Source organism: Campylobacter upsaliensis, assembly GCF_900637395.1.
In the GTDB taxonomy this organism is placed as follows: domain Bacteria; phylum Campylobacterota; class Campylobacteria; order Campylobacterales; family Campylobacteraceae; genus Campylobacter_D; species Campylobacter_D upsaliensis.
On sequence record NZ_LR134372.1, the window covers coordinates 1469371 to 1494901 of the forward strand.

The 25531-nt window shown below is 33.1% G+C and carries 23 protein-coding genes; 8 read left to right on the forward strand and 15 right to left on the reverse strand.

The features are described from left to right. Positions 1 to 41: 41 nt before the first annotated feature. Positions 42 to 626 (forward strand): IMPACT family protein, encoded by a 585-nt coding sequence (locus EL158_RS07400; RefSeq protein WP_027304607.1) that lies wholly within the window; start codon positions 42 to 44, stop codon positions 624 to 626. 9 nt (positions 627 to 635) lie between these two features. Here EL158_RS07400 and EL158_RS07405 read toward each other — a convergent pair whose 3' ends face one another. The 14 genes from EL158_RS07405 to EL158_RS07460 form a co-directional block, all read right to left on the reverse strand. After that, positions 636 to 2510 carry a DUF8374 domain-containing protein gene (locus tag EL158_RS07405; RefSeq protein ID WP_027304608.1) on the reverse strand — a complete coding sequence of 625 codons (1875 nt, stop codon included), beginning with the start codon at positions 2508 to 2510 and terminating at the stop codon, positions 636 to 638. Next, the gene (locus tag EL158_RS07410) at positions 2507 to 4228 is read right to left on the reverse strand and encodes a DUF8374 domain-containing protein (protein ID WP_027304609.1); all 1722 of its coding nucleotides are present in this window, start codon (positions 4226 to 4228) and stop codon (positions 2507 to 2509) included. Before EL158_RS07410 ends, EL158_RS07405 begins: the two co-directional genes overlap by 4 nt. Beyond that, positions 4221 to 7316, reverse strand: coding sequence for a glycosyltransferase (locus EL158_RS07415; protein WP_027304610.1), 3096 nt, complete (start codon positions 7314 to 7316; stop codon positions 4221 to 4223). The genes EL158_RS07410 and EL158_RS07415 overlap by 8 nt, the downstream gene beginning before the upstream one ends. Then, complete coding sequence (locus tag EL158_RS07420) at positions 7309 to 8415, reverse strand: radical SAM family protein (protein WP_225532246.1); 1107 nt, start codon at positions 8413 to 8415, stop codon at positions 7309 to 7311. Before EL158_RS07420 ends, EL158_RS07415 begins: the two co-directional genes overlap by 8 nt. Continuing rightward, entirely contained in the window at positions 8402 to 9040 is a 639-nt protein-coding gene (locus tag EL158_RS07425; RefSeq protein WP_027304612.1) for an HAD-IB family hydrolase, read from the reverse strand. Before EL158_RS07425 ends, EL158_RS07420 begins: the two co-directional genes overlap by 14 nt. Continuing rightward, on the reverse strand, positions 9040 to 9648 hold the full coding sequence (locus EL158_RS08875) for an aminotransferase class I/II-fold pyridoxal phosphate-dependent enzyme (RefSeq protein WP_263864765.1): 609 nt from the start codon (positions 9646 to 9648) through the stop codon (positions 9040 to 9042). Before EL158_RS08875 ends, EL158_RS07425 begins: the two co-directional genes overlap by 1 nt. Position 9649: 1 nt before the next feature. Beyond that, positions 9650 to 10213 carry an aminotransferase class I/II-fold pyridoxal phosphate-dependent enzyme gene (locus EL158_RS08880; protein WP_269470921.1) on the reverse strand — a complete coding sequence of 188 codons (564 nt, stop codon included), beginning with the start codon at positions 10211 to 10213 and terminating at the stop codon, positions 9650 to 9652. Between the two features lie 35 nt (positions 10214 to 10248). Further along, the gene (locus tag EL158_RS08825; protein WP_225532247.1) at positions 10249 to 10419 is read right to left on the reverse strand and encodes a hypothetical protein; all 171 of its coding nucleotides are present in this window, start codon (positions 10417 to 10419) and stop codon (positions 10249 to 10251) included. A 29-nt stretch (positions 10420 to 10448) separates the two neighbouring features. Then, on the reverse strand, positions 10449 to 11336 hold the full coding sequence (locus EL158_RS07435; RefSeq protein ID WP_232008206.1) for a pyridoxal phosphate-dependent aminotransferase: 888 nt from the start codon (positions 11334 to 11336) through the stop codon (positions 10449 to 10451). Beyond that, positions 11323 to 13617 carry an ATP-grasp fold amidoligase family protein gene (locus EL158_RS07440; RefSeq protein WP_027304614.1) on the reverse strand — a complete coding sequence of 765 codons (2295 nt, stop codon included), beginning with the start codon at positions 13615 to 13617 and terminating at the stop codon, positions 11323 to 11325. Before EL158_RS07440 ends, EL158_RS07435 begins: the two co-directional genes overlap by 14 nt. 8 nt (positions 13618 to 13625) lie before the next feature. Beyond that, a complete protein-coding gene (gene glf, locus EL158_RS07445; protein WP_027304615.1) occupies positions 13626 to 14717 on the reverse strand; it encodes a UDP-galactopyranose mutase in 1092 nt (363 codons plus the stop codon). A gap of 11 nt (positions 14718 to 14728) precedes the next feature. Next, positions 14729 to 15904 carry a nucleotide sugar dehydrogenase gene (locus EL158_RS07450; RefSeq protein WP_027304616.1) on the reverse strand — a complete coding sequence of 392 codons (1176 nt, stop codon included), beginning with the start codon at positions 15902 to 15904 and terminating at the stop codon, positions 14729 to 14731. A 134-nt stretch (positions 15905 to 16038) separates the two neighbouring features. Further along, the gene (locus EL158_RS07455) at positions 16039 to 16374 is read right to left on the reverse strand and encodes a hypothetical protein (protein WP_115633216.1); all 336 of its coding nucleotides are present in this window, start codon (positions 16372 to 16374) and stop codon (positions 16039 to 16041) included. Continuing rightward, complete coding sequence (locus EL158_RS07460) at positions 16364 to 17941, reverse strand: ABC-F family ATP-binding cassette domain-containing protein (RefSeq protein WP_027304618.1); 1578 nt, start codon at positions 17939 to 17941, stop codon at positions 16364 to 16366. The genes EL158_RS07455 and EL158_RS07460 overlap by 11 nt, the downstream gene beginning before the upstream one ends. A gap of 178 nt (positions 17942 to 18119) precedes the next feature. Here EL158_RS07460 and EL158_RS07465 point away from each other — a divergent pair, with 178 nt between their 5' ends. The 3 genes from EL158_RS07465 (at position 18120) to EL158_RS07475 (ending at position 19445) form a co-directional block, all read left to right on the forward strand. Beyond that, positions 18120 to 18866, forward strand: coding sequence for a protein NO VEIN domain-containing protein (locus tag EL158_RS07465; RefSeq protein ID WP_027304619.1), 747 nt, complete (start codon positions 18120 to 18122; stop codon positions 18864 to 18866). Next, complete coding sequence (locus EL158_RS07470; protein WP_027304620.1) at positions 18859 to 19143, forward strand: hypothetical protein; 285 nt, start codon at positions 18859 to 18861, stop codon at positions 19141 to 19143. The genes EL158_RS07465 and EL158_RS07470 overlap by 8 nt, the downstream gene beginning before the upstream one ends. A gap of 125 nt (positions 19144 to 19268) precedes the next feature. Further along, entirely contained in the window at positions 19269 to 19445 is a 177-nt protein-coding gene (locus EL158_RS07475) for a PDDEXK family nuclease (RefSeq protein ID WP_232008207.1), read from the forward strand. Here the strand turns inward: EL158_RS07475 and EL158_RS07480 are convergent. Continuing rightward, positions 19442 to 21094: a 4Fe-4S dicluster domain-containing protein gene (locus tag EL158_RS07480; RefSeq protein WP_027304621.1), complete on the reverse strand. Its 1653-nt coding sequence runs from the start codon at positions 21092 to 21094 to the stop codon at positions 19442 to 19444. The genes EL158_RS07475 and EL158_RS07480 overlap by 4 nt on opposite strands. Before the next feature lie 58 nt (positions 21095 to 21152). On the opposite strand from EL158_RS07480, the gene selA reads away from it, so the two are divergent. From selA to EL158_RS07500, 4 genes are read left to right on the forward strand one after another with little or no spacing between them, the layout of a single operon-like run. Continuing rightward, on the forward strand, positions 21153 to 22472 hold the full coding sequence (selA, locus tag EL158_RS07485; protein WP_027304622.1) for an L-seryl-tRNA(Sec) selenium transferase: 1320 nt from the start codon (positions 21153 to 21155) through the stop codon (positions 22470 to 22472). Next, entirely contained in the window at positions 22466 to 24253 is a 1788-nt protein-coding gene (gene selB, locus EL158_RS07490) for a selenocysteine-specific translation elongation factor (protein ID WP_027304623.1), read from the forward strand. The genes selA and selB overlap by 7 nt, the downstream gene beginning before the upstream one ends. A gap of 37 nt (positions 24254 to 24290) precedes the next feature. Next, on the forward strand, positions 24291 to 25004 hold the full coding sequence (locus tag EL158_RS07495; protein ID WP_027304624.1) for a bifunctional thiol oxidoreductase: 714 nt from the start codon (positions 24291 to 24293) through the stop codon (positions 25002 to 25004). Further along, the gene (locus tag EL158_RS07500) at positions 25001 to 25522 is read left to right on the forward strand and encodes a cupredoxin domain-containing protein (RefSeq protein ID WP_027304625.1); all 522 of its coding nucleotides are present in this window, start codon (positions 25001 to 25003) and stop codon (positions 25520 to 25522) included. The genes EL158_RS07495 and EL158_RS07500 overlap by 4 nt, the downstream gene beginning before the upstream one ends. Positions 25523 to 25531 lie beyond the last annotated feature (9 nt).

Genomic DNA, 25531 nt, shown 5'->3' on the forward strand with positions numbered 1-25531 from the left:
TTTGTTTAATTTACGCTACAATAACGCAAAAAAGGCTTTTTTTGCAAACCATATCTTCACTTTACACAGCACGCTATGAGATTAAAAAATCGCTCTTCATAGCACATCTTAGCCCCTTTAATGAATTTAAAAATTTGCTTAACACTTTAAAAAAAGAGCATAGTAAAGCCGTGCATTTTGTGTGGGCATATCGCTTTTTAAATGAAAATCATCAAATCGCAGAGGATAAAAGCGACGATGGTGAGCCTAAAAACACTTCCGCACTGCCTTGTCTTAATGTGCTAAGGGGCAAGGAGCTTGTTAATATTAGCGTCATTGTAGTGCGGTATTTTGGTGGCGTTAAGCTTGGCACGGGAGGGCTTGTAAGAGCTTACGGTGAGGCGGTAAATTTAGTGGTAAAAGAGGCGATTTTAGAACCTTTTGAGTTAAAAGAGGAGCTTGAATTTAGTCTTAATTTTAAGAATTCTTCTAAGATGGAGCATTTTTTAAAAAAAAGCAATATCACTTTTCAAAGAGAATTTAAGGAAACCCACATCATCTTTAAGCTTAAATTAAGTCAAAAAGAGAAAGTGGAATTTGAAAGCTTTTCAAAGACTTTCAGTCCAAAAGAGCTGAAAATTTTGTAATTATTGATTTCAAACCTTTTTCTTAAATTCCCTCACTATTCTTTTACTATCAATCAACCAAAATTTTAACAATCCTCCACGCCACATATTTTTATACGCCGTTATCAACGCTTCTCCTAGCTTATAGGATAAAAATTCTTTTATTTTCAACGCCTCTTCATAATCATCATACAATTTAAGATCCAATACCTTAGTTTTATGTTCGTATTTTATTTTTTCTTGCATATTTTTTTGTTCTTCTTGATGTGCTATTTTAATCGACATTAAGATATATGGTAGCTTCATATAACCCCAAAAGCTTTTAGAATTCCTAATCATAGCCAAGCCTAATTTATAAGAGAGATGAGAACTTACCCTTTCAACAGCACCAGTAAAAAATCTCTCTTCTTTTTCTCCAAATAAACCTTGAAAATAATCAAAAAATTCTAAACTTTTTTTAAGTTCATTCCCTTTTAATGGTGTAATTTCACAATCTTTTTCCAAAGCTTTTTCAAAATTAGGCATTACATATTCTTTAGGATCAAATGCCCTAATAATATCCAAATTTAAGAAAGGCTTCACAATTCTAACACCCTCCAACATAAATAAATAATGAGGCATATAATGTGTCCCCATATTATGTGGTGCAGATGCGAACATATCTATATGCTTATTATCTAAAGCTAATTGCCAAATAGATAAGAAAAATTTCATTACATTAGCTCTACCAGCCACACAACAATCATTTACTCCCTCTCCACCCAAACTTACCGATAAATCCATAGGAAGCATTTTTTCAAAATGCGAAAAATCGCAAAATTTTTCCAAAATACCATCTGGACGAACATTAAGTATAAAATCATATTTAAAATTGTGTTTAACTTCATATTCTTCAAGCATTTGCAAAAGTCTATATTTACCATACCACATCTTTTGCAAATTAGAGGATCCATTTAATCCAAATTTATGACAAAATTCCTCTTCATTTTCCACAGAAAAAGCGACCAAATTATTTATTAGTCTAATTTTATTTGTATTTAAGCGCTTAAAACGCTGTTGTGTTAAAATTTGAAAAGTATTGGGGAAATTTTTACACAATTCATTCCAAGTGCGAAGTTTTTCTGGGCAATAGTCAAAAAAATGCGGAATATGAGAGAACATTCTATACGCCCAATGAGGAGACCCACCAAGTCCCATCCAATCATACTCTCTATCCCAAGTAAAAAAGAAAACATCCGCTTCAAAACCAAAATCGGCAACAATTTTATTGATTCTATCTAACCAATTTTTACCTCTTAAAGCACCAGAAATAGTTAAGGCAAATCTTTTGCCACTTTTAAGATGTTTATTGCCAAAAATATTATTTTTAAAATGATGTGAAAAAATATTCATATAAGTTAAAGCGGCAAAAGAGTCTTCAAAATGATTATGTATAGTTGTCAAAACAATACTTGCACCATAACTAAAAAAATTTCTATCATTAAGTGCAAAAAAATCAACAGCAGTCTTAATAAAGAAAGCCTTACTTTCAATAGAGCTTTGCGGTAAAAATTGTGGTAAATAATCCCAAGCTTTTTTACATTCTAAAGAATTATTTTGAAGTGATAATATAAAATCATAAGCTATACAAAGATGTGAAGGGATAGAGTTTACCCTCCCATCAAGAAAATCTCTTAAATCTTTCTTAAGCTCCACATAATTTAAATCGGCAAAGTATTTTTGAGGGTATTTTTCTAAAAGCTCGTAAGCCTTTTGTAATCTAGCACTTTCATAATAAAATAAAAACGCTTCTTTATGATAACCTTTTTCTAAATGCTCATCATATAAACTTTCTACCGCATTAAAATCCCAAGACTCAAAAGCACGATTGATTTTTGTTTTAATAGCCTCTAATTCCAAATTCACTTTTTACCCTTTAAAAATTCTTTCTTAATAATAGGGATATCAACAAAAATAAGGCGTAAATATCCCCCTTTATACCAAATTTTATGTGCCCTCATCAAAGCTTTACCAAGCTCAACGCTTAAAGTGTGAGCCTCATTGTAAAATTCATAATATCTTTTCTCTTTTTTCAAAAGATCTGTCTCTTTAATATGCTGCTCTTTAAGATAAGACAAAACATAAGGCATTCTTATATAACCCCATAAAGATTTCGAATTTTCTATCATAGCATATCCTAAAGTATAAGCTAAAGAATGCCTTTTATACACATCAATATTTGGCTTTATTTGAGCCATTTGCGAACATTTTGGACCACTAAAAACACTATAAAACAAATCTAAAATTAAAGATCTAAATCCAGGATAATAGGCATTGACCCCGTGTCCCTCATCATTAAAAGCTAAAAAAATTTCAAAAGCGAAACGACTAATATTTTTATACGAAGCACCGACAAAATAATTCTTAAAAAGATGAAATGGCAAAGTGGGATTTAAATTATAATTTAGCATCAGAGTTAAACAACTTTTCTTTTCCTCCAAATTCATCTGCTCTATCATCAAATCTACCTCTTCAAATTGATGATGTTCAAGAAGCAAATCTAAAAGAAAAATTTTTGTATTATAATTTTGATGCAATTCAAAAGAACGCTTTAAATAAGATAACTTCATATCAAAAGGCAAATTTAATTCTTTGGCTAAAATATAAAGAAAGAAATAAGAAAAAGCGGCTTGATGAGGGTTAATATCGTCGATATCTATAAATTTAATCATCAATTCATAAGTCTTTGAAACAGAATAATGCTCAGGCAAAGAAATAATTTTATTATTTCCTATATAGCAAGCAAGACGAGCAAAACCTGTCGTCCAAGAACAATAAATTTTTTCAGCCTTAGACATCAAATAAACATCAAAAATCATATCCTCAAAGTCTTGCAAACCATTTTCTTTTAATTCTGTTGCAATAAATATTTTTGATTTAAAGCTTGGATTATTATTAACTATATATTTTTTAACACTTTCAAGCAGAGTAAAATCATCGCTAAACAAAACTACATTATTGCCCTTTTTTAGTTCCTCCAAAGCTACAGCAATATTTATAGGATAGGGCGAAATTTTATAACGACAATGCCACCACATATTAATGTACAATTCATCATATACAGTCTCTCCACTTCTAATATGAAGCGCTACAAAATCACCCAAATCTTTAGTTTTTAAATTAACTTCTTTAAAAATGGCATTTACAGCATCGCTAAATTCTATCGATTTAAAACAAGAAGCGATACTCTTTCTATACTCCAAATGATCTACATCATTAAACCAAGTATCCAAATCTCCTTGAGTCATATACCAACCCCAATCCCTCTCATAAGGAGGTTTTAATAAATTTGTTATGCTTTTTTTATGATGGGTATTTAAAATGGGTGTAAGATAAGAATAAGTCAAATCTGCCCTAAAATACTTGGAAATAAATTTATCGGAAAATAACTCGTGCATATAAGGCAATGCTTTCAAAGGGCTCTTAACTTTACCATCAAGAAAATTTTCTCCATCTATATCACGCCATACAAATCCAAATTCTAAATCGAATTTTTTAGCCACATACATCGCGTTTAAAATCGCTCGCATTCTTTCGCCAAAGCCATCATCTCTACCGCCCAAAATTAAAGGTTTATTAGTCATTTTTTCTCACTTTTTTTTGATATAATTTTACAATTTGATAAGGCAAAACAAAAACGCAAAAAATATTATATTTTTTACTAGATCTTATCAACAAGCTACCAAGCTGATAAGAAAAAAAGTTTTGTATCCTTAAGGCTTCTTCATAGTCATCATAATATTCCATAGATAAATTATTTGAACTATAATTTGCCATCTTTTTTTCTTCTTTATGGATTATAATAAGCATAGGGATTAAAAATATAAGCTTTATCATTCCAAAAGGATTTTTTGCATTACGCATTAAGACATTGCCAAGTTTATATGAAAGGTGATTTTGTACCCTATCTACAGCTCCCACACTTATCTTTTTATATTCCTTTTGATTATAAATTCCTCTTATTGTATGATGAGATCTTAAAATGCTCCAAGGAAAAATAGCCCAATGTTCTTTTACTACCTCTTTTGGAACAAAAAATCTTTTTGCCACGACATTACATTTACTATCCTTATATAATTCATCTAAAGCAAAAGGCACACTTCCAACAAGTTCAATAAAATTTTTATCAATATTTTCACTCGCAAGATATTTCAAATACTCCGCACTTAAAGTAAAATCAACTAAAAAATTCTTATAGTTTAAATCCTGAAGAATGAAATCTACAAATTTCAACAAACCATCAATGTAAAAACTATAACCAAATTCTTTTAAAGCTGCTCCCTCAACTTCACAACAAATTGGAATAATCTTTCCAGCCTTATTTTCGTAAGATAAAACTTGACCCTCCAAACTTCTACAAAAAAATTCTATCTTAAAAGCACTTTGATAAATATTTGGCAACATAAATATTCCCTTTGTGCTACCAAACTCACTTCTGTGTAAATAAAAAGCTCCATAAAACAAATGTTTTAAATTTACCCCCATACATTCTACAACTCTGTCTAAAGTAGCTCCAGTCCCAGCAATCTCTACAAATGCAAATTTCTCATTGATATTTAATTCTTGATTCAAGTAAGCTTTTATCAAATTTATTTTCTCTTCGTCTTTTTCCTCAAAAGGTTTTCTCCAAACAAATCTTGATCCATAAATGTATTTTGTTTGTATATTTAAATTTTCTTTTTGGATAATTTTTTCGCAAATTTTTTGCAAAATAAAACCATCTCTTGCAATAAAATACAAAATTTTAACCTCATTTTGCACCGCTTGCTGTAAAACATAATAAACATAAGGTAAAAACAAAAATCCACCAAAACAAGCACCAAGTTCCTCCAAAGAACTAAGCTTATTTTGAACTCTAAAATTTCTTGCTTTAGCTAACATTTTTTGCACATTCAAAGAATTTGCATTTTGAAGGGCAAATCTTTCATAAGGCAATAAATCATTTTCATAATAATGAAAATTTATACCAAGCTTTTTTGCCTCAACACAATCAATGAGAAAATTGTCCCCAAAATGTAACCAAAACTCGGGCTTAATTTTCCTTTGTCGCATTATCACTTTAAATAAAGCGCCATTATTTTTCTTCTTTCTATATTCACTGGAGACATAAATAAAAATATCTGCAAATGCCTTAGAAAAAGGGAGTAAAAACTGACGAATTTGCTCAGCATTAAAATACATATCAGAAACTAAAATGGGATTTTTTTGCATTTCTACCATTTTTTCTAAAAGTTTAATATTTTTTTCAATAGGTATAAAATTTTCCCTTTCCACTTCAATTTCTAAATTCATTAATATTTCTTTTTGTTTGCTACTTAGAGAAAAATTTAAAGCAAGTAAGTCATAAATCTCCTCAAAACGCACATCCATAAAATCTTTTTTGCAAACATTATGATAGTAATATCCCTCAGTTTCAGTGCGAAGTTTTGCAAAATTTTCTTTTAAAACTAAAGGAAAATCTAACTCTTTAATCCTTTCTTGCATTAAAGTAAAAATAGCCCTAGGTTCAGCTACTTTCCTCATTATAAGAGTATCAAAAACATCAAAAGAATAAAGTTGATAAGCTCCATTTTTTACGCGGTAAAGATAAGAATTAGAAGCTAATTCTTTTTCAATCACACTCATAAAATTCTTTGCATAAATTTCGTAAGTAGAAGTATCAAGGTAAGCCTTTCTAGCCTCTCTTCCCATCGCATCTAGTCTGTCCTTATTTTTAAAAAGCCTTATAAATGCCTCTTTTAAAGCGTCAGCACACCCTGTTTTTACACATATACCATTTTTTTCATTTAAAATATATTTAGCACCTATATTTTGACTAAGGATTAAAACTCTAGCCATCATAGCACCCTCTAAAGCCACTAAAGAACAGCTTTCATCGCGACTTGGAACAACCACAACATCACTTTGAGTAAGAAGTTTATAAATGCTTTTTTTATCACGAAGTTCGCCGTGATAAAAAATATTTTTATAGGGTTTAATTTGCTCTAAAAGTTTGGGATAGAAATGCTCAGCCCCTTCCCATAATCTCCCAGCAAAATGCAATTCACATTGTTCTCTTATTTCCTTAGGTAAAGAAATAAAAGCATCAATTAAAACATCATAGCCCTTTCTTTCCTCAATGGTTCCCAAAGCCAAAAAACGCAATTTTCCATCTTGTTTAGAATTTTTATCTTTAATATAACAACCCTCAATCCCAAAAACATCATCAACATAATTATGCAAAACTTCAACATTTTGATTATAATTTTTAACGATGAAATCTTTAGCATACTCACTAACAACATAAATTTTTTTTGCATTTTCCAATGCCGTTTTTCTCTGAGGTATCCAAAAAAAATTTGGCAAATTTTCAGCCTCTCTTACATACCATACTATAGGTAAAAATTCTTGTATAAATTCTACAGCTTTATATACGACAACCGTATTGGCTATGACTAAATTATATTTAAAAATCCTTTTCTCAACCCACTCTTGCGAAATTTCACTTTCACTAATACATTCCGTTAGAATACCTAAAGCATCTAATTCTTCGATAAAGGGACCAAATTCATAACTCCAAACATCCACATTAAATCCGTTTTTAAGTAAAGTTTGACACATTCTTTTAAAGCTATTTAAGGCACCTGTGTATTCTAATTCTGGAGTGATAAGTAAGACTTTATTTTTATTCATTATCTTTTCTTTCTAGATATTCAAATTTATCTTTTTTGCTTGGACGCCATTTACCCACAGGAGCCCACTGACTAACCTTGCAATAGCGACAAAATGGTATAGGTTTAGCTAGAAAATATAAAAGTTCTTGATAATCTTTAACCTCATAAATACTTATACTATCAAAAGGCGAAAGCTCAAATGTATGCCCATATTTTTTATTATAATGTTCAATGTGTGCAGGAAAAGTACAAGTGTAAAGGCGTCCCTTTTTAAACTGAACGCAATGATTTGCCATAGAACAATGTGTAAAAGAATGATAATTATCGCATTTTCCTTCTGGATCAAGAGTAAATTTCCACGAGGTTTTTTCCACCTCTCCTTCATTAAAGAAAATTAAAGGAACTTCATTTGCATCACATAAAGCCTTAATTTTATCCCAATCAATCTTCAATGGATATTTTGTAGGACGAATTTGCACCCTATTTTCTCTAGCTTTTTGCCAAAAAAGTGCATCTTGTTTTTCTAGCAACAAGCCATTGCTCACTAACCAAATCTCACTTTTAGGGAAATATTTTCTCGTTACTTCAAAGAAATTTGGGCATTGAGGATTGAGCAATGGCTCTCCTCCCATTAGTCTAAATACTCCAACTTCACCTTTTGTTACTTTAGCTAACTGACTCATATCTTTTTCAAATTCTTCAAGGTCCGTATATGACTCTTCGGCAATTTGAGAAAAGTGGTTACAGCCAAAGCAATTTAAATTGCACGACTCAGCTAAATGAATTTCTAAAAGTTCCAAAAACGCCATAGGAGTGATTTTACGCAGATGAAAATCTAGAGTTGTCCTAGTTGTAGTTTTGGTTTGGTTTAGCTCGGTTTTGGTTTGGTTTAGCTCGGTTTTGGTTTGGTTTAGCTCGGTTTTGGTTTGGTTTAGCTCGGTTTTGGTTTGGTTTAGCTCGGTTTTGGTTTGGTTTAGCTCGGTTTTGGTTTGGTTTAGCTCGGTTTTGGTTTGGTTTAGCTCGGTTTTGGTTTGGTTTAGCTCGGCATCAAATCTTTGATGATGTTTTAAATTTTTAACTAAAGAAAGCCACCATTTTTTAAAATTACGCACTTGCATTGATTATCCTATATCCTAAAATATCCGCCCATTTTAAATCTTTCCCACAAGCGACAACATTAGCATTTCCCACTAAAGAAAGAAGCGGTATGTCACTCACACAATCACTATAAGCATAAGAATGACGCAAATCATATTGTTCCAAATTCAACCTGTTAGCTAATTTATAAAGTTTTCGCTCACACATAGTGTGAATGCCGTCTATATGACCTGTAAGTCTATTTTCATAAGTTTCAAGTTCCACTGCGACAATATGCTCAATCCCGTAAATTTTAGCAAATTCTTTAATATAAATCTCAAGTCCTCCAGAAACTATCACTAAAGTATGTCCAGCATCTTGATGATAAAAAAGCTTATCCATAATGCCTTGATTTAAACGCAACAAAACCTCATCATATACAAAATTTCTTGCTACATTTTGTGCTACATTTAAATTTAAATCTATAAGCCATTCATACCTTGGATAAGGCAAATTAAGTTTTGCATACTTTTCTCTTCTTGCAAGATTTTTATGATGTTCATAGTTTGGATTATGCTGACCTGCTAAAGGCAAATATCTATCTAAAGTTTGAAAATTTGTCAAAGTTTCACAAAAATCAAAAAGCGCTAAAATCTCTTTCATCATTAACCCTTAAAACAATCTTTTATAGCCTCAATCATAATTTCATTTTCTTCAAATTTGCGACTAGCTACCCTTACAAATTCTCCATTAAGTCCTATTTTATCTCTACAAGTTCGCATATAAATTCCATATTTTATCAACATCTTAGCTACAAAATCCTCGCTTAAACTTCCATCTAAAAGCTCAATTAAAGCAAAATTCGCAAGACTTGGATAGACTTTAATTTGCTCAATTTGAGCTAAAGCTAGAAAAAATGTCTGCGTTTTGTGGATATAGTCTTTTCTCAGTTCATTATACTCGGCGAAAAAACTTTCTCTCGCATAAAGTCTTAAAAAATACTCACCTATCCCAGAAGTATTCCACAAATAGCCATTTTCAAGCAAGGTGCTCACCTTATCTTCACTCATCACGCCATATCCTACTCTAATGCCAGCGATTCCAAAGTCCTTTGACATACTTTTAATGATAATAAGATTTTTAAATTCCTTACAAAGCTCTTCTAAATTAATCAAATCAAATACATCATTCTCATAAGCAAAATGGATAAAAGAAGTATCCAAAATGATATTTTCAACAAAGCTTAACTCGCTAAGTAGCTGTTTAAGTTTCATTTTATTTATAAACCCCCCCCCCGTTAGGATTATTAGGGTTGATTAAAACAATACTCTGCGGTCTATTTTCTTTGATAAAACCAACATAGTCATCAAGATCTAAAGCATAATCTTTTTCCTTATCTAATTGATAAAAAATAACCTGCGTATCCTTTTTAGCAAATTCATAATAAGATGAAAAAGTAGGAATGCAAACGACAATTTTATCATGCACAAAACGATGCATTACAGCTTGTATAATTTCTATCGCACCATTTCCTATAAAAATATTTTTCGCCTCAACATTTACCGCCTGACTAACCACCTCGGCAATCACCCTATTTTGCGAAGGGTAAAATTCTAAAAAATCCCTTAATTTATATGTTTTTATCAATTCTTCATCAAAATATCTTAAAAATAAATCTGTTGCGTAAGGATTTGACAAAAAACACGCATCAACTTTAATACGAAGTTGAGATAATTTTTGTGCCAAAGTAAAAATGCTTGGACTATGACTCCCCGCCTCATCTTTTAATCGTTTAATTGCATTAGCAACGCTAAGCTCTTTTTCATTTAATTTTATCATTTTTATTAATACCCAAATTTTAAACAGCATTATCATCATCTTTGCTGCCTTATATATTCTAGTATTTTATCCTTGAGTATTTTCATTTGCTCCCTTGTGCCTATGCTAATGCGACAATACTTTGGGATAATATGAGAATAATTACGGATAAAAATGCCTCTTTTCTCCAAAAACCCTACGAAAGAATTTACATCTTCGCTTTTCATCAAGACAAAATTGGCTACTGAATCACATACTACCCCCCCCCCCCCGCAACTTCATAGATAAAATCTACAAAATCAGCCCTAGCAAGATTTACTTCTTCCACATAATTTTCCATATAAATTACATCTTCTAAGGCTGCTAAAGCCGCTATTTGTGAAAGCATAGGGATATTTTTAGAATTACGAATTTGATTAAGGTATTGGATATTTTCATAATGTGAAATGATATAACCCACCCTAAAACTTGCCAAAGCAAAAGCCTTAGAAAAAGTGCGTGTAATGATTAAATTTTTCAACTCCTCCGTAAAAGTTGCCATTGTTTTTCCACAAAATTCATAATATGCCTCATCGATCAAGAATAAACATTGAGGATTATTTTTAATAAGCTCATAAATCTTATGAATTTCATAAACCTTTCCTGTTGGGTTATTAGGATTACAAAGATATAAAAGCTTGATTTTTTCATTGATGATAAAGGCATTTAAAGCTTTAAAATCTAAGTCAAAATTTTCATCTAAATGAAAAAAAAAGGTTTGCACTCCCACTCCATTTGCCCTAGCTCTAAAATTATCATAAGTTGGTGCGATTATACCTATATTTTCATCTTTATCTACAAAGGTATCGATGATAAATTCATGCGCAACATCAGAGCTTGGAAAAAGCTCTATAAAAGAGCTATTTTTCTGCCCAGCATATTTTGCTAAGGCATCAAGCAGGAGAGAATTTTTTGTATTAGGATACCAGTTTAAATGTCCATTTTTCAAAAATGCTTCTATCTTTTGAAAAACTAAAGGCGAAGGTGCTATACTAGCTTCATTCCAATCAAGCTTTAAAATATTATTCTCATTTTCTAATTCCCAAATTTTGTGGGGGATAGAAAGATAAGGTTTAAGTTTTTGGATATTTTTATTTGGTAACATCCACTAGCCTTTTTTGATGCCACAACGCACCCAATTTTTCATCCCATTCGCCTGGCACAAGTTGTTCTATGGCTGCTCCGTGTGTAAAGGTAAGCTCACCTACATAAATTTTATCTTTATTTTGATACAAATCCACCCTCACATAATCAAAAGGCGAAGCTAATTTTAAAGCTAAATCCCACATAGCCTCTAAGCTTTGCGGCTTAGGGGGAATCTTTGTTGGAATTTCATAGATAAAATTAAACGGTGCTATTTCCCAAGAGTTTGTCATCATCGTTCTTTGATAATTTTCAAACCTATCTGTGGTAACTTGCACATAGTTATTTTTCATATCATTTTTATCAAAAATATGAAATTTATAAGTGTCTAATAGTCCATTTTCTTCATTTTTTAGCAATTCTTCAGCAAAAATTCTAGGTTTAATCCCTCTATAATGCCATTCTCTAAAGATAAGATAATAATTTTTTTCTAAATGCTCCTTAAGTTTTCTCATCGCTTCGCTAAAACGCTTTGTGTCTTTCAAAAATTCTTTTTTATCCTCAACAATCACATAACCACCAGCATCGTGGTTTGTCTTTAAAACAAAACTATCCGGTAAAATAGAAAAATTAATATCATAAATATTGTCATAAATTCCATAAAGCTTTGGCAAATATTTGCACTCATTAGTTTTTAATAATTCCTCTTTTAAAGAATCAATATCTTTATATAAAGGCGAATCTTTTTTTAAAATATCTTTTGACCCAGATAAAATATCAGCTACAAAAATTCTCCCCTTGAGCTTATCCGCCAAGAAGGTATAAATTTCACTTCTATCATAAAGGATACGGTGAATCAATTTTTCATTAAAAGTTTTAGGATTTTTAAAATCTGGCGTATAATTAAATGCTTCCTCGTGTCTTTTGATAAAATATTCCTCATCACTAATAGCTTCTAATTTAAAATCTGTTCTTTTTGGAGCATTTTTATAGGCTTTAAATTCCTCATAAATCTTCTTTATTTTAAAAGGAAAAAGAATAGGATTTTTAAGCAAGGCTTGACCTAAACGATAACTTAAATGTTTCTTTGTTTCTAAAGCCTCACCAAAATCCGTATAATCTTCCAAAGGAGGTAAAATAAATTTCTCATCAATAGCACTTAAACTTTCATAAATTTTACGCTCTAAACGAAAATTTGTAACTTGCTTATAAATTCTAAAAGGCAAATTTAAAGCCTTAACAAAACTTTTTGTTTTTAAAAGCTCAAGACCCAAACGATAGCTTAATTGCTTTTGCACCCTTAACACCGCTCCACTGCGTTTCGCGGTGTTTTTAAGAGGACAAATATGTGTATAATAATACGCATCGCTATCCTCCACAATTTCTTTTATAATACAAAGTTGTGTAGGTGTATAAAGACTTTCTTTTAGTTCGCCATTATAAATAATCTTCATAAAGTCTTCTCTAAAACGCTTTAAAAAGTCCTTCTTATATTTATCATCAATTCTTTCAAGAGTAAAAATATAATTTCCATAACGATGATATGCACAAATAGGTGCAACCAAACTCTCAAAACTTGGATATTTTTGTAAAAAATTTCTAATATAATCATACTCTAGACAAGCCATATAAACTTTCTCTTTAGAATGCACTGATGAATTAGGATTATCCCTTCTTAGCATATAAAAGGCTTCATTTAAAAAATAAATACTCTTAGCAAAACAAAAAAGCTGAAAGAAAAGTCCATTATCCTGATAAGATGCTCCAGGTGTTTCGTTTAAAACGATTTGGTTTATTCGGAATAAACCCAATCGGCATATGCCGATTGGGTTTATTCCGTTCGTCCAAAAAAGTCTCAAATCCTCAAGAGCATTCAGGCGTGTATTATAAAACTCATCAAAACGACTTACTTTTTCATAATCAAGGCGTGTATCAGTGAAAATAAAAAAGTCCGATTTAACGATATCACAATCATTTTGCTTAGCAGTCTCATAAAGCCTTTTATACATATCTTCCTTGATATAATCATCACTCTCCACTATCCCCACATACTCGCCACTTGCCGCCGCAATACCCAAATTCATTTGATAGCCATAGCTTTTTTTATCACTGATGATGAGTTTTATACGCTCGTCTTTAGCTTGATACTTCTTTATAAGCTCTAGTGTGCCGTCCGTAGAATTCGCATCGACACAAATGATTTCAAGCTCTTTTAAACTTTGCTTCATCACGCTTTTAATGCACTCATCATAATAATTGATAGAATTTAAAGAGGGGATAATCACAGAAACTTTTACACTCATTTTAATCCTTATAATTCACTTTCACAAAATTTCAAAGCAGACTTTACCACATCCTGCATATCATAGTAACGATATTCCCCAAGCCTCCCGCAAAAATGCACATTTTTCTCCGCCTTTGCTAGAGCTAAATAGCTCTCATACAAAGCGGTATTTTTCGCATCATTAATAGGATAATAAGGCTCTATGTCCTTGCTCCAGTTTAGGGGATATTCTTTACTAATCACCGTTTTTTCTTGAGTTCCAAATTCAAAATGCTTATGTTCAATGATTCTTGTATAAGGCGTCTTGAAATCTGTATAATTCACAACCGCCACGCCCTGATAATTTTGCATATCTAAAATTTCATGTTCAAATTTCAAGCTTCTATACTCCAAAGCTCCAAGTTTATAAGCAAAATAAGAATCAATCGTCCCTGTAAAAATAATCGTCTTTGCCTTTTGAGTAAATTCCTCTCTACGCTCTATAAAATCAGTATTTAGTAAGACTTCGCACCCACTCAAAAGCTTTTCAAAAATCCTCGTATAACCCCCCTTGGGAATGCCTTGATAAGGGTCGTTAAAATAATTATTATCATACACAAAACGCACAGGAATGCGTCTAATGATAGATTTTGGTAAATCTTTACACGCCTTACCCCACTGCTTTTGCGTGTAACCTTTAATGAATTTTTCATACACATCAACGCCCACTAAGGAGATGGCTTGCTCTTCCAAATTCTTAGGCTCACCCTTAATGCTTGCTTTTTGCTTTTCTATAATCTCTCTTGCTTCGCTTGGAGTGCTAATGCCCCATAATTTCGAAAAAGTGTTCATATTAAAAGGGAGATTATAAATTTCGCCCTTATAGTTCGCTATAGGAGAATTGATAAAATGATTAAATTCGCAAAATTGCTGCATATAATCCCAAATGCGTTTTTCATCAGTGCGGAAAATGTGTGCACCGTAATAATGCACATTAATCCCCGCCATTTCTTTCGTGTAACAATTCCCACCTATATGCTCTCTTCGCTCTAACACGAGACATTTTTTACCTCTCTTACTTGCCTCATAAGCAAAAATACTTCCAAAAAGTCCCGCTCCAACTATCAAATAATCATACATTAAATCACTCATTATAAATCTGTCGCAAATAAATCTGCTGTAAATATTTTCTTTCCATCAAGATTTTGAATTTTAGAATCTAAACGATTCGCTATAATTAAATCACAAGACTTAACAAAATTTTTAAAATCCTTTTCTAAACTAACCTTTTCCCAAATGCTTTCATTAAGTAAAGGCTCATAAATACTTATTTGCATTTTTTCTTCATCTACCAAATCTTTAACAATGTCTATCATGATAGAATTTCTAAAATTATCAGAATCCTTTTTTGCTATCAAGCGGTAAATTCCTATTTTTTGAGGCTTATTTTTCTTAATCCAATCAACAATGAACTTTCTTCTTGTAATGTTAGATTTTGGAATGGATTTAAGAATATCATTTGGCACACTTTCAAAATTTGATATAAGTTGTTTTGTATCTTTTGGCAAACAATAACCACCATAACCGAAACTTGGATTATTATAATAATTCCCAATTCTATGATCTGCACTCACTCCCTTTATGATATTTTTAGCATTAAAACCTTTAGATAAAGCATAAGAATGTAATTCATTAAAAAAACCAATTCGCATAGCCAAATAAGCATTTGAAAAGAGCTTCACACTTTCTGCTTCATCTAAACTCATATAAAATGTCGCACTATCTTTAATGTCGATACAATCACAAAATAGATCCATTACACTTTTTGCTATATCTTTCGACCCCCCAACGATAATTCTACTAGGATTTAAACTATCATAAAGAGCTTTTCCTTCGCGTAAAAATTCAGGACAAAAGACTATATTTGTTAGATTTAATTTATTCTTAATTGCTTGAGTATAGCCTACTGGCACAGTGCTTCTTACAATAAGAATCGCCTTTGGATTAACTTTATTAACATCAGCAATAACATTATCTAGATTTGTCGTATTAAAACCACCCAAACTCTCATCATAATCTGTATTAACAGCAACAATAACAAAATCTGCCTCACAATAAGCATCAGTTGGATCCGTAGTGGCTGCGATTACATTAGGATTTTCACTTAAAAATTTTTCAATTAAATCATCCCTAAAAGGAGATATCCCCTTATTAATAGCTTCGACCTTATCGACATTAACATCACATAAAATAACATTGTGCTTCTTAGAAAAAAGAACCGCGTTAGAAAGCCCCACATAACCAATTCCAACAACAACCACATTCATCAAATAATCCTACCATTTTTATAAAGTAGGATTATACAAAGTTTTTATTAATAGAAATCAAAAAAACAAAATTCCTGTTTTCGTTTAGCTTGAAACAAGGTAATTTAAGTTTTATTTTTCTAGTAAAATTCTACTCAATCCCCATGCGTTGGTAAATGCTCAGGCTCGATTTCGTTATTTTTGATAAATTCCTCTTTAGCTCTTTTGCAGTTTTCATCACGCATTTTGCGGTATTCATTACGGATAAGAATTTCCTTTTCACTTAAACCCCTATCCTCCAAAAAAGAAATGTGAAAATAGGTATCATCGCTCTTAGAATAGGCTTTATAAAAATCCACATAGTCAAAATAGTCCTTGCCATTGTCAAATTCCACCACCTCTTCTATATAAATGGTCGGTCCAAAGCCTTTATGATTTTGCGTTGAGTGTCCAAAACCTGCGCTGTATTGAATTCTAAATTTAGCCATTATTTTCTCCTAAAAATTCTTCATAAGTCCCGCGAAAATCACGCAACTTTCCTCCGTCTAAATGCCAAATGCGATTCGCAAAAGCACTCACTAACTCCCTATCGTGCGTAATGCAAAGCACCACCCCCTTAAAACGATACAAAGCCTCGCCAAGAGCAATAATGCTTTCTAAATCAAGATGATTATCAGGCTCGTCCAAAAGCAAGAAATTCCCCCGCTCTAGCATAAGGCGAGAGAGCATTAATCTGTGCTTCTCGCCCCCGCTTAAACTTCCCGCACTTTTTTCCTGCTCCGTGCCACTAAAGAGCATTCTACCTAAACACTTGCGAATTTCATCAAGGTCTTTAAATTTTTCACTCATCAGCCATTCGTAAAGTTTCAAATTTTCACAAATGATATTACTCGTATCCTGCGGAAAATAGCCAAGCTCTATGGTCGCACCCAAATGCACTAAGCCACTATCAGCCTTTAACGCTCCAGCGATGATTTTAGCCAAAGTGCTTTTACCCACGCCGTTTGCACCGATAAGGGCGATTTTATCCCCCTTTTCGATTTTAAGCTCTAAATTTGAAAACAAAGCCTTATCATAAGCCTTGCTAATGCCCTTAAATTCTAGCACCTCGTTCCCTATTTCACGCATAGGACGAAAGACTATGCTAGGGTCGCGTCTGCTTGAGATTTTAATCTCTTCAAGTTCCAATTTTTCCAAAGCCTTCGCCCTACTTGTGGCTTGTTTTGCCTTAGAAGCGTTTGCAGAAAATCGGCGTATGAAATTTTCTAGCTCCTCACGCTCTTTTAAAGTCTTATCACGCTTGAGTTCAGCTTGTTTTGCCAAAAGCGTAGAAGCCATATACCACTCATCATAATTACCCGCAAAATCGCGAATTTGTTTAAAATCCACATCTAAAATTCGCGTGCAAATTTTGTTTAAAAAATGCCTATCGTGGCTGATGACTACAAGCGTTCCCTCGTGTCTTAAAAGCTCATTTTCAAGCCAAGAAATCGCCTCTAAGTCAAGGTTATTTGTCGGTTCGTCCAAAAAAAGCACATCAGCACCTAAAAACAGCACCTGTGCCAATAAAACCTTAAATTTATCCGCACTTTGCAAACTACTCATAAGTGCGTTAAAATCCTTGATTTTTAAAGAGCTTAAAATCTTCTCACACCTCGTTTCGCAGTCATAATTGGGGTCTTCTTCGGCTGTTATCATCTCAAGTTCCCCTAAACGCTCATTGATAGCGTCCGTAAATTCCTCGCTTAAATAAAGCTTTTCTTTTTCTTTCAAAGCCTCGTAAAGCCTTTTATTTGCACACATTACCGCATCTTTTATCGTGTAATTTTCAAAGGCGAATTGGTCCTGCCCTAAAACCGCCACTCTTAAGCCCTCATCAAAGCAAACCTCCCCACTACTTGCTTCAAGCTCTTTTGAGAGGATTTTTAAAAAGGTCGATTTACCCGCCCCGTTTGCTCCGATAAGTCCATATCTCTGCCCTCTCGTAAGTTTTAAATTCACATTTTCAAATAAAAGCTGATTTGCAAAACGCATAGTAAGATTTTTAACTTCAACCATAATTTTCCTTAGAATTTTTGAAGTATTTTAGAAAATTTCAATTAATAAAATTTAGCTAAAATGACAAAATTATGAAATTTGCATTTGAGGCTTTTTATGACTTTTATAGATTTTTGTAGTGGTATAGGTGGTGGGCGTTTAAAAAGTCTATTTTGTGAAAACTTGATGAAAGAAAACTATGCCTAAAATTCACATTAAAAACAGAGATAAGCTTATAATTTGCGGTTTGTTTTTATCTAAATTTGATGATTTGGCTTATAAATCTTTAGGCTTTTCTAGCTTTATAGAGGCTTTTAATATTTTGGGACTTTCTTTGCAGGGAAAGCCTAGCAATATCAAAAATTACAGAGATGAGTTTGACCCCTATTTTGATAATGCTAGAAAAGGTTGGTATCAAAGAAAGCTTAGAACTTATACAAAAGAAATTTTTGAGCAGTATAAAGATATGGGATTTGAATCTTTTAAAAATCTAGTGTCTAGCTTTTTGATTGAAAATTATGAAGAAAAATTGCAAGTGAATGAATTTTTAGACTCTAAAATAGAAATAGGCTTTATCAAAAGAGTAGCGACAGGTAAAGCCGCAGAGCAGTATTTTAGAGCTAATTTTATGCAATATTTTAAAGATTTTTCTTTGTTTGATAGTAGGGATTTTGGCTGTGGATTTGATTTTAAAATGCAAAATGAAAAAGATTTTTACTGCGTTGAAGTGAAAGGGTTAAGTGAGATAAGTGGGAATTTTATGCTAACAGAAAAGGAGTATAATGTTGCACAAAGTTTGCAGGATAAATATTGCCTTTATATTGTAAGCAACCTTAAAGAAAAACCTAGAGAAAATGTATTTTTTAATCCCATAAAATGCTTTAATTTTGCCAAGCAAAGTAGGCAAATCACGCAAATAAGCTATCAAGGAAGTTTTAATGTATAAAATACAAATAGAATATTTAGGCTGTATGCACGAATATATGATGCCAAAACTTATAAAATCTTTTAGTTTTAAATCTAAGCAAGAAGCCTTAGAAAATTATAGAATCTTACTTGCTACTTACCTTGTGGGCTATGGAGTTTTGTGGGATAATATAAGTGAAAAAGAACACGAAAAAAGACTTTTAGCAAAAAGTTTAGAAGAGCTAAGAGATATAGAATCTAAAGCCCTTTTTAATAAAGAGCTAGATTATAAAATAAGCCTTATGGAGCGTGTATAATATATCTAGCAAAAAAGTTCTTTAATATGTTTTTAAAAAAATTCTAATTTTAAACGATATTCTGGGGGCAGTTTGCAAGTGAATGGTTTCTGGTTATTTTGAGATTAGAGAACAAAATAGAATGGGTGCTAAAGCCTATCAATGAAGTGATAAATTTTTATGGTGGTGAAGTTATGTTTTCTCCGCAAGGAAGCCTTAAGATTGGCAAGGTTACTATGCAAAGAAAAGGTGGCGATGGTGGTAAAGAAAGTGCGAAAATGTTGCAGTTTAAGATTGACCCTTGTAAATTGCTTCATATCTAACCCCTCATCATAGCCCCTAACATCACCTTAGCCTTGCAGTCCGCACAGCAATATAGGCTTTTAAGCTTGGCTTCATCATTTGCGAATTTATCTCTCATTAATGAGGCGATTTTCTCCACCGCTTTTTTAGTAGCAAATTCCTTCCCACACTCCACACAAGCAAAAAGCTTATCTTTAGCCAAAGTGCGAAAGTCAAAATAACTCTTTTCAAGCCTTAGCCCACTACGCTCAAGCTTTAAAGTATCCTTTTCCGCACAGCTTGCCTCGCAGTATCCGCAAGTCGTGCAAAGGCTAGGGTTAAATTTCAGTGCGTTTTCCTTGCTATCTGCTATTAGCGCACCGACATTACAAGCACCCACACAGGCAAGGCAAAGCGTGCAAGTATCGACATTTAATCTTAAATCCCCATAGCGAAGCCATTCTCCACTCTCCACCACGCCTAAATCCTCATCAGCGATTAAATGCCTTAAACGCACGGCAAAATTTTCCCTATTTGTTTGGGTATGATTATGAAAAGAAAAGTTTAAACCCTCGATAAATTCAAGCTTTGTCAAAGCATTTTCAAGCTCTTTTTCATCACTTGCGACAAAAATGGCTTTTTTACCAAATTTGCGTTCAAAAACCGCATTTAAAAGCCTTATCGCCTCAGCACTTCCACGCGAAACAAAATCCGTATAAAAAACAAGATTAGCCCCACTTGATTGAAGTAAGCTTAAAAAATGCAAATTGGAAAGCCATTTTTCTCCCTCTATCATAAAGGGCAAAACACCCTCTCCAAGCCTTAAATTTAAATGCTCTAAAGGCATTTTTTTAGGAATAATGCAAATTTTACTCCCCTCTACAAAATCAAGCATTTTAAAAAAACTATCCCTATTCATCGGCGCGTAATCAAGCGACCCGCTAGGACACACACTCACGCAACCTCCACAGCCAAGGCAGTCAATTTGAGAAAATTGTAAAATCCTCTCTTCATCGTCCTTTAAAATGGCTGTTGTAGGGCAAATTTCCGCACACTTAGCACAATGCTCACTGCGTCTTTTGTGATATTGACAAACGCTAGAATTATAAGTGATGAAAGTTTTAAAGCTATAATGAGGCGTTTTATCTTGTAAAAAGGTCAAAAGTTCCTTTTCATCTTTAAAATTTGCTAAATCATAGCAGCCACTTTGCCTTTTAAAATCCTGCCTCTCTTTTTCATACAGCAAAATGTCAAAGTCAAGCTCCACTTCCTCGCCCCCATTTTTAAGCACCGCACACAGCTCCCCCACACTCCCAAACACGCTTAAAACCTCACTTTCATCAAGGCTTATGACCTTAAATCCCGCTTCTTTTAAAACGCTCTCCCTCGCTTTATCTTCATCTGCGATGATTAAAATACGATTTGTTATTTCTTTAGTATTTTCAAAGTCAAGTCCGTTTTCATAGGCACTTAGCCTCATCTCATAAAGCTTTAAAACAAGCTTACTTTTTTCTAAAATGCTATCTTGCGAATTTCTCAAGTAAAAATTAATTTCAGGGGCGTAAATTTCAGCCTTTTGAGACTTATCATTTGTGATTAAAACCTCCTCATTTAAAGGCTTTTCTAAAAGGGTGATTTTATCATCAAAAGGCTGGGTAAGTTCGTTTTTAATATAAGTAAAATTAAGCATATTCTTTCCTTTTTAAAATTATATGTTAAAATAGGCTAATATTTTCTTAAGGCTTAAGATGAACGATTTTCAAAAATTCCCACAAATTCAAACCCTGCTTGATGATGAGCGTTTAAGGACTTTTCCCCACACCATTAAGGCATATTTTACCAAAAAAGTCGTGAGTGAGTGTAAGAAAAATAAGGAATTTTTAGATAAAAATGCCCTTATTTTGAGAATTTTAGATAGGCTTAAGGAGTATGAAAATAAAGACTTTAACCCTCTCATTAACGCCACAGGCGTGGTAATCCACACAAATTTAGGTAGGAGTATTTTTAATGAAAAGCTTTTTAAAAGCTGTCAAAAAAACCTTTGTTCTTATACAAATTTGGAATTTAATCTTAAAAGCGGAAAAAGAGGCTCACGCTATGACGCCGTGCTTGAAAAGCTTCAAATTCTTTTTGAGTGCGAAGATGCCTTAATCGTCAATAATAACGCCGCCGCTGTTTTCTTAGTGCTAAATTCCTTAGCTTTTGGTAAAGAAGTGTTAAGCTCTAGGGGGGAACTTGTCGAAATCGGGGGCAATTTTAGAATCCCTGAAGTTATCAAAGCAGCAGGTGTAAGCTTAAAAGAGCTAGGCACGAGTAATAAAACTCATCTTAAAGACTACGAAAATGCCATCACAAAAGAAACAAAGCTCATTTTAAAAACGCATAAATCAAATTTCACGCTTAAGGGCTTTTGTGAGGAGGTTAGCATTAAGGATTTAGGAATTTTAGCAAAGAAAAAAAGACTCATTAGCTATTACGACTTAGGCTCTGGGTGGTGTGAAAAGCTTCCTAAAAGCTTAATTTGTGATGAACCCGAAATTAAAAAGCTTGTAAAACAATGCGACCTTTTAAGCTTTAGCGCAGATAAGCTTTTTGGCTCGGCACAAGCTGGCATTATACTTGGTAAAAAAAGGCTCATCGCAAAACTAAGGCAAAATCAACTTTTAAGAATGCTTCGCATTGATAAACTTAGCCTTATTTTTTTAAATGAAAGCTTAAAGGCGTATTTACAAAAAGATTATGATAAAATCCCTACTTTAAGGCTTTTAAATGATGATTTAACGCATATTAAGGCGAAAGCTTTAAGGGTGCAAAAAGAGCTTAAATTTAAAAGCGAACTAAAACAAAGCAAAAGCCTAGTAGGTGGTGGCTCACTGCCTGATAAAACGCTTGAAAGTTTTGTTCTAAGCTTTAACGGAAACGCCCTTAAAATGCAAGAAAATTTAAGAAAACAAGGCATTATCGCAAGGATAGAGGATAAAAATCTAGTGCTTGATTTTAGAAGCATACAAGAAAACGAGCTAGAAAGGCTAATAAAGCTCATCAATAAAATGGAGAATTTATGCTAATCATCGGCACAGCAGGACACATCGACCACGGCAAAACCTCACTTATCAAAGCACTTAACGGCTTTGAGGGCGATACACTCAAAGAAGAGCAAGAAAGGCAAATCACGCTAAGTCTTAGCTTCTCAAGCTTAGAAACGGAGGGTAAAAAACTCTCTTTCATCGACACGCCCGGGCATAAAGACTTACTTAAAACGATGATAAGCGGGGCATTTGCCTTTAATGTTTGCTTGTTTGTTGTGGATATAAATGAGGGCTTAAAGGCACAAAGCTTGGAACATCTTAGCGTTTTGGAGCTTTTAGGGGTTAAAGACCTCATTTTGGTGTTAAATAAGTGCGATTTATGCGAGGATATAGACGCTAAAACAAAAGAAATCACCGCCCAACTTTCTCTTAAGCCACTCAAAATTTTTCACACTTCTGTGCGTTCAAATTTAGGCATAGAAAGCCTTAAAAACTATCTTTTTTCCCTCCAAGAAAAAGAAAGTAAAGAAGCCATTTTTCGCTTTTATATCGATAGGGTTTTTTCTTTAAAAGGTGTAGGCACCATAGTTACAGGCTCTTTAAATGAAGGTGAAATTGCTTTAAAAGAAAAAATCATCTGCCTTGACACACAAAAAGAACTCATTGTCAAAAATATCCAAAACCACGACTCAAATTTAAACGCAATCAAAGCACCCGCCAGAGTTGCACTCAGTTTAAACTGCGATTATAAAAACTTACAAAAAGGCTTTTTGCTTAGTAAAAAAGGTTTTTTCAAGCCCTTTTTACAAATCGAAGCTTATGTGAAAGCTCCAAATTTAGCTAATCAAAATTATGTCTTTTGTGTCGGCACAAAACAGCTTGAAGTAAAAATTCATATCTTAAAAGAGTTAAAAGTAGGAGAGTTTTATGCGGAAATTCGCTTTAAAAAGCCTATGTATTTATGCTTTGATGAGAGATTTATTTTGCTTGAAAATGGGCGTGTAAAAGGCGGTGGAGTCGTGCTAAATCCCGTAAATGAACCACTTAGCAAAGTGCAAAAATTAAAGCTTTTAGACCTGCTTTTAAATAAGGATTTTTTAAGAGCCTTCGATCTGCTTAAAAACGCCCATAAAAAAGGTTTTGGACTGCTTTCTAGCTATCAAAGGTTTAAATTAAGCCACACTCAAGCTTTAAATGTCGCTAACAATCTTCAAAACGCATTTATTGATGAGAAAAATTATAATATCTATGATACAAGCTCTATCAATTTGCTTCAAAACTTAATCCACAAAATTCTAGCAAAAAACCCCTACGCTATGCTTTCAGCACACTCTTTAGCTCTAAGAAATGCGTGGGCGAGTGAGGGAATTTGTGCTTTTGCTTTAGAAAATATGTCTATTTTGGAATTTAAAAATGGGATATTTTTCAAAAAAGGCGTGGAATTTGAAAAGCTACAAGAAAAAAATTCAAACGCCTTATATGAGAAAATCAAAGCCCAAGCCCTGCAAGTAGAAGCACCCTATAATCTTTATGAGAGCTTAGAGCTTGATAGAAAAAGCGGCGATCTTATGCTTAAAAAACTCACAAAAGAAGGCTTAGTCGTGCGTTTAGCACATAATCTTTTTATCGATAAAGCCACGCTTTTAAACTTTAAAGAAGAGCTTTTAAATTTACTTAAAAATACAAGCTTAGATGTGCAAACGATGAAAAATAAATTTAATTTTTCAAGAAAATACGCCATAGCCTATTTAGAATATCTTGACCTTGATGAAAAAGTGGTTAAAAAAGACGAAAAACGCTTTTTAAAATCAACTATTTAAATTTCAAATTTATAATGTCAAAAACGAAAGGATACAAATGAAAAAAATTATATTATTAGCAAGTGCTTGTTTAAGCCTTTTTGCCGCGAGTGATAAAGAAATTTTAGACTTTTACTCTAGCAGTGTTAAAGCACAATTTCCAGACGCAAAACTTAGCATAGTCAAAAGAGAGAAAGTTGCCGATACGGGCTTTGAAAGCGTAGTGTTAAGCATAGAGGTGCAAGGCGCAAAGCAAGAGGAGGTGCTTTTCACAAAGGATAATTTAATCGTCCCTGACATTATTGATTTAAAGGCAAAAATTTCTTACCGCCAAGAATTTGAAATTAAAAAATTCGAAGAAGCGCGTGAGAATTTTGCCAAAAATGCCAAAAAAGAAGTGCAAAAAGAAAAAATGATTATCTCTTTAGGGGATAAAACTAAGCCTAGCATTTATGTTTTCTCAGACCCAGAATGCCCTTATTGTATCGAGCAGCTTAAAAGTATAGAAGAAGAGCTTAAAACCAAGCAAATCAACCTTATCCTAACCCCAGTCGCACACGGAAAAAGTGCTTTTGAAAAATCCGCTTTGATTTATAAAGAAAGCAAAAATGCCAAAACAGACGCCGAAAAACTTGCCATTTTAAGAAAGTATTTTGACCCAGAGCTTAAAAGCTACCCTAAAATAAGCGAAGCCGAAACTAAAGCCATTTTTGAACTTTATAGAAAATATCGCTCCTTAGGACTTGTCGCTACACCGACCATCATAGAATGAAAAATTTTCTTATCCTTTTCATCGCCCTCTTTTTAAGTGCTTGCACGAATAAAACTTTCGTGCAAAGTGCCATTGAAACTAACAACGAGGGCGTTTTCATCAAGGCTAAGAAAAATGAAAGCTTTAAAATCATCTTTCATAACGCCTCCTCCACACAAAGCGAACTTGCTTTTAAACTCTCACAAAGCCTTCAAAATTTAGGTTTGAAAGAGGTAAAAGAAAATCCAACCTATGAAATTTTACTCAACTACATCGACTTTAAAAAACACTCCTACGCCCAAAGAGTCAGCACTTCAGCCGATTTTTTCTTTAATCTTGACCCCCTTGAAAGCAAAGGAGAATGGCTAGTGGAGAATTTTTACACCCTGCAAGTTAATATCCAAATTCAAAGCCAAAATGCCACGCAACAAACAAGCCTTTTAGCAAGGACGGCGTATCTAAGCGATAAAATTCGCTCCCAGCTTTCCTTAGAAGACAAGATTATTGGGCAAATCGTAAGCTTTTTTTATTTTGACTAGGCACACCCG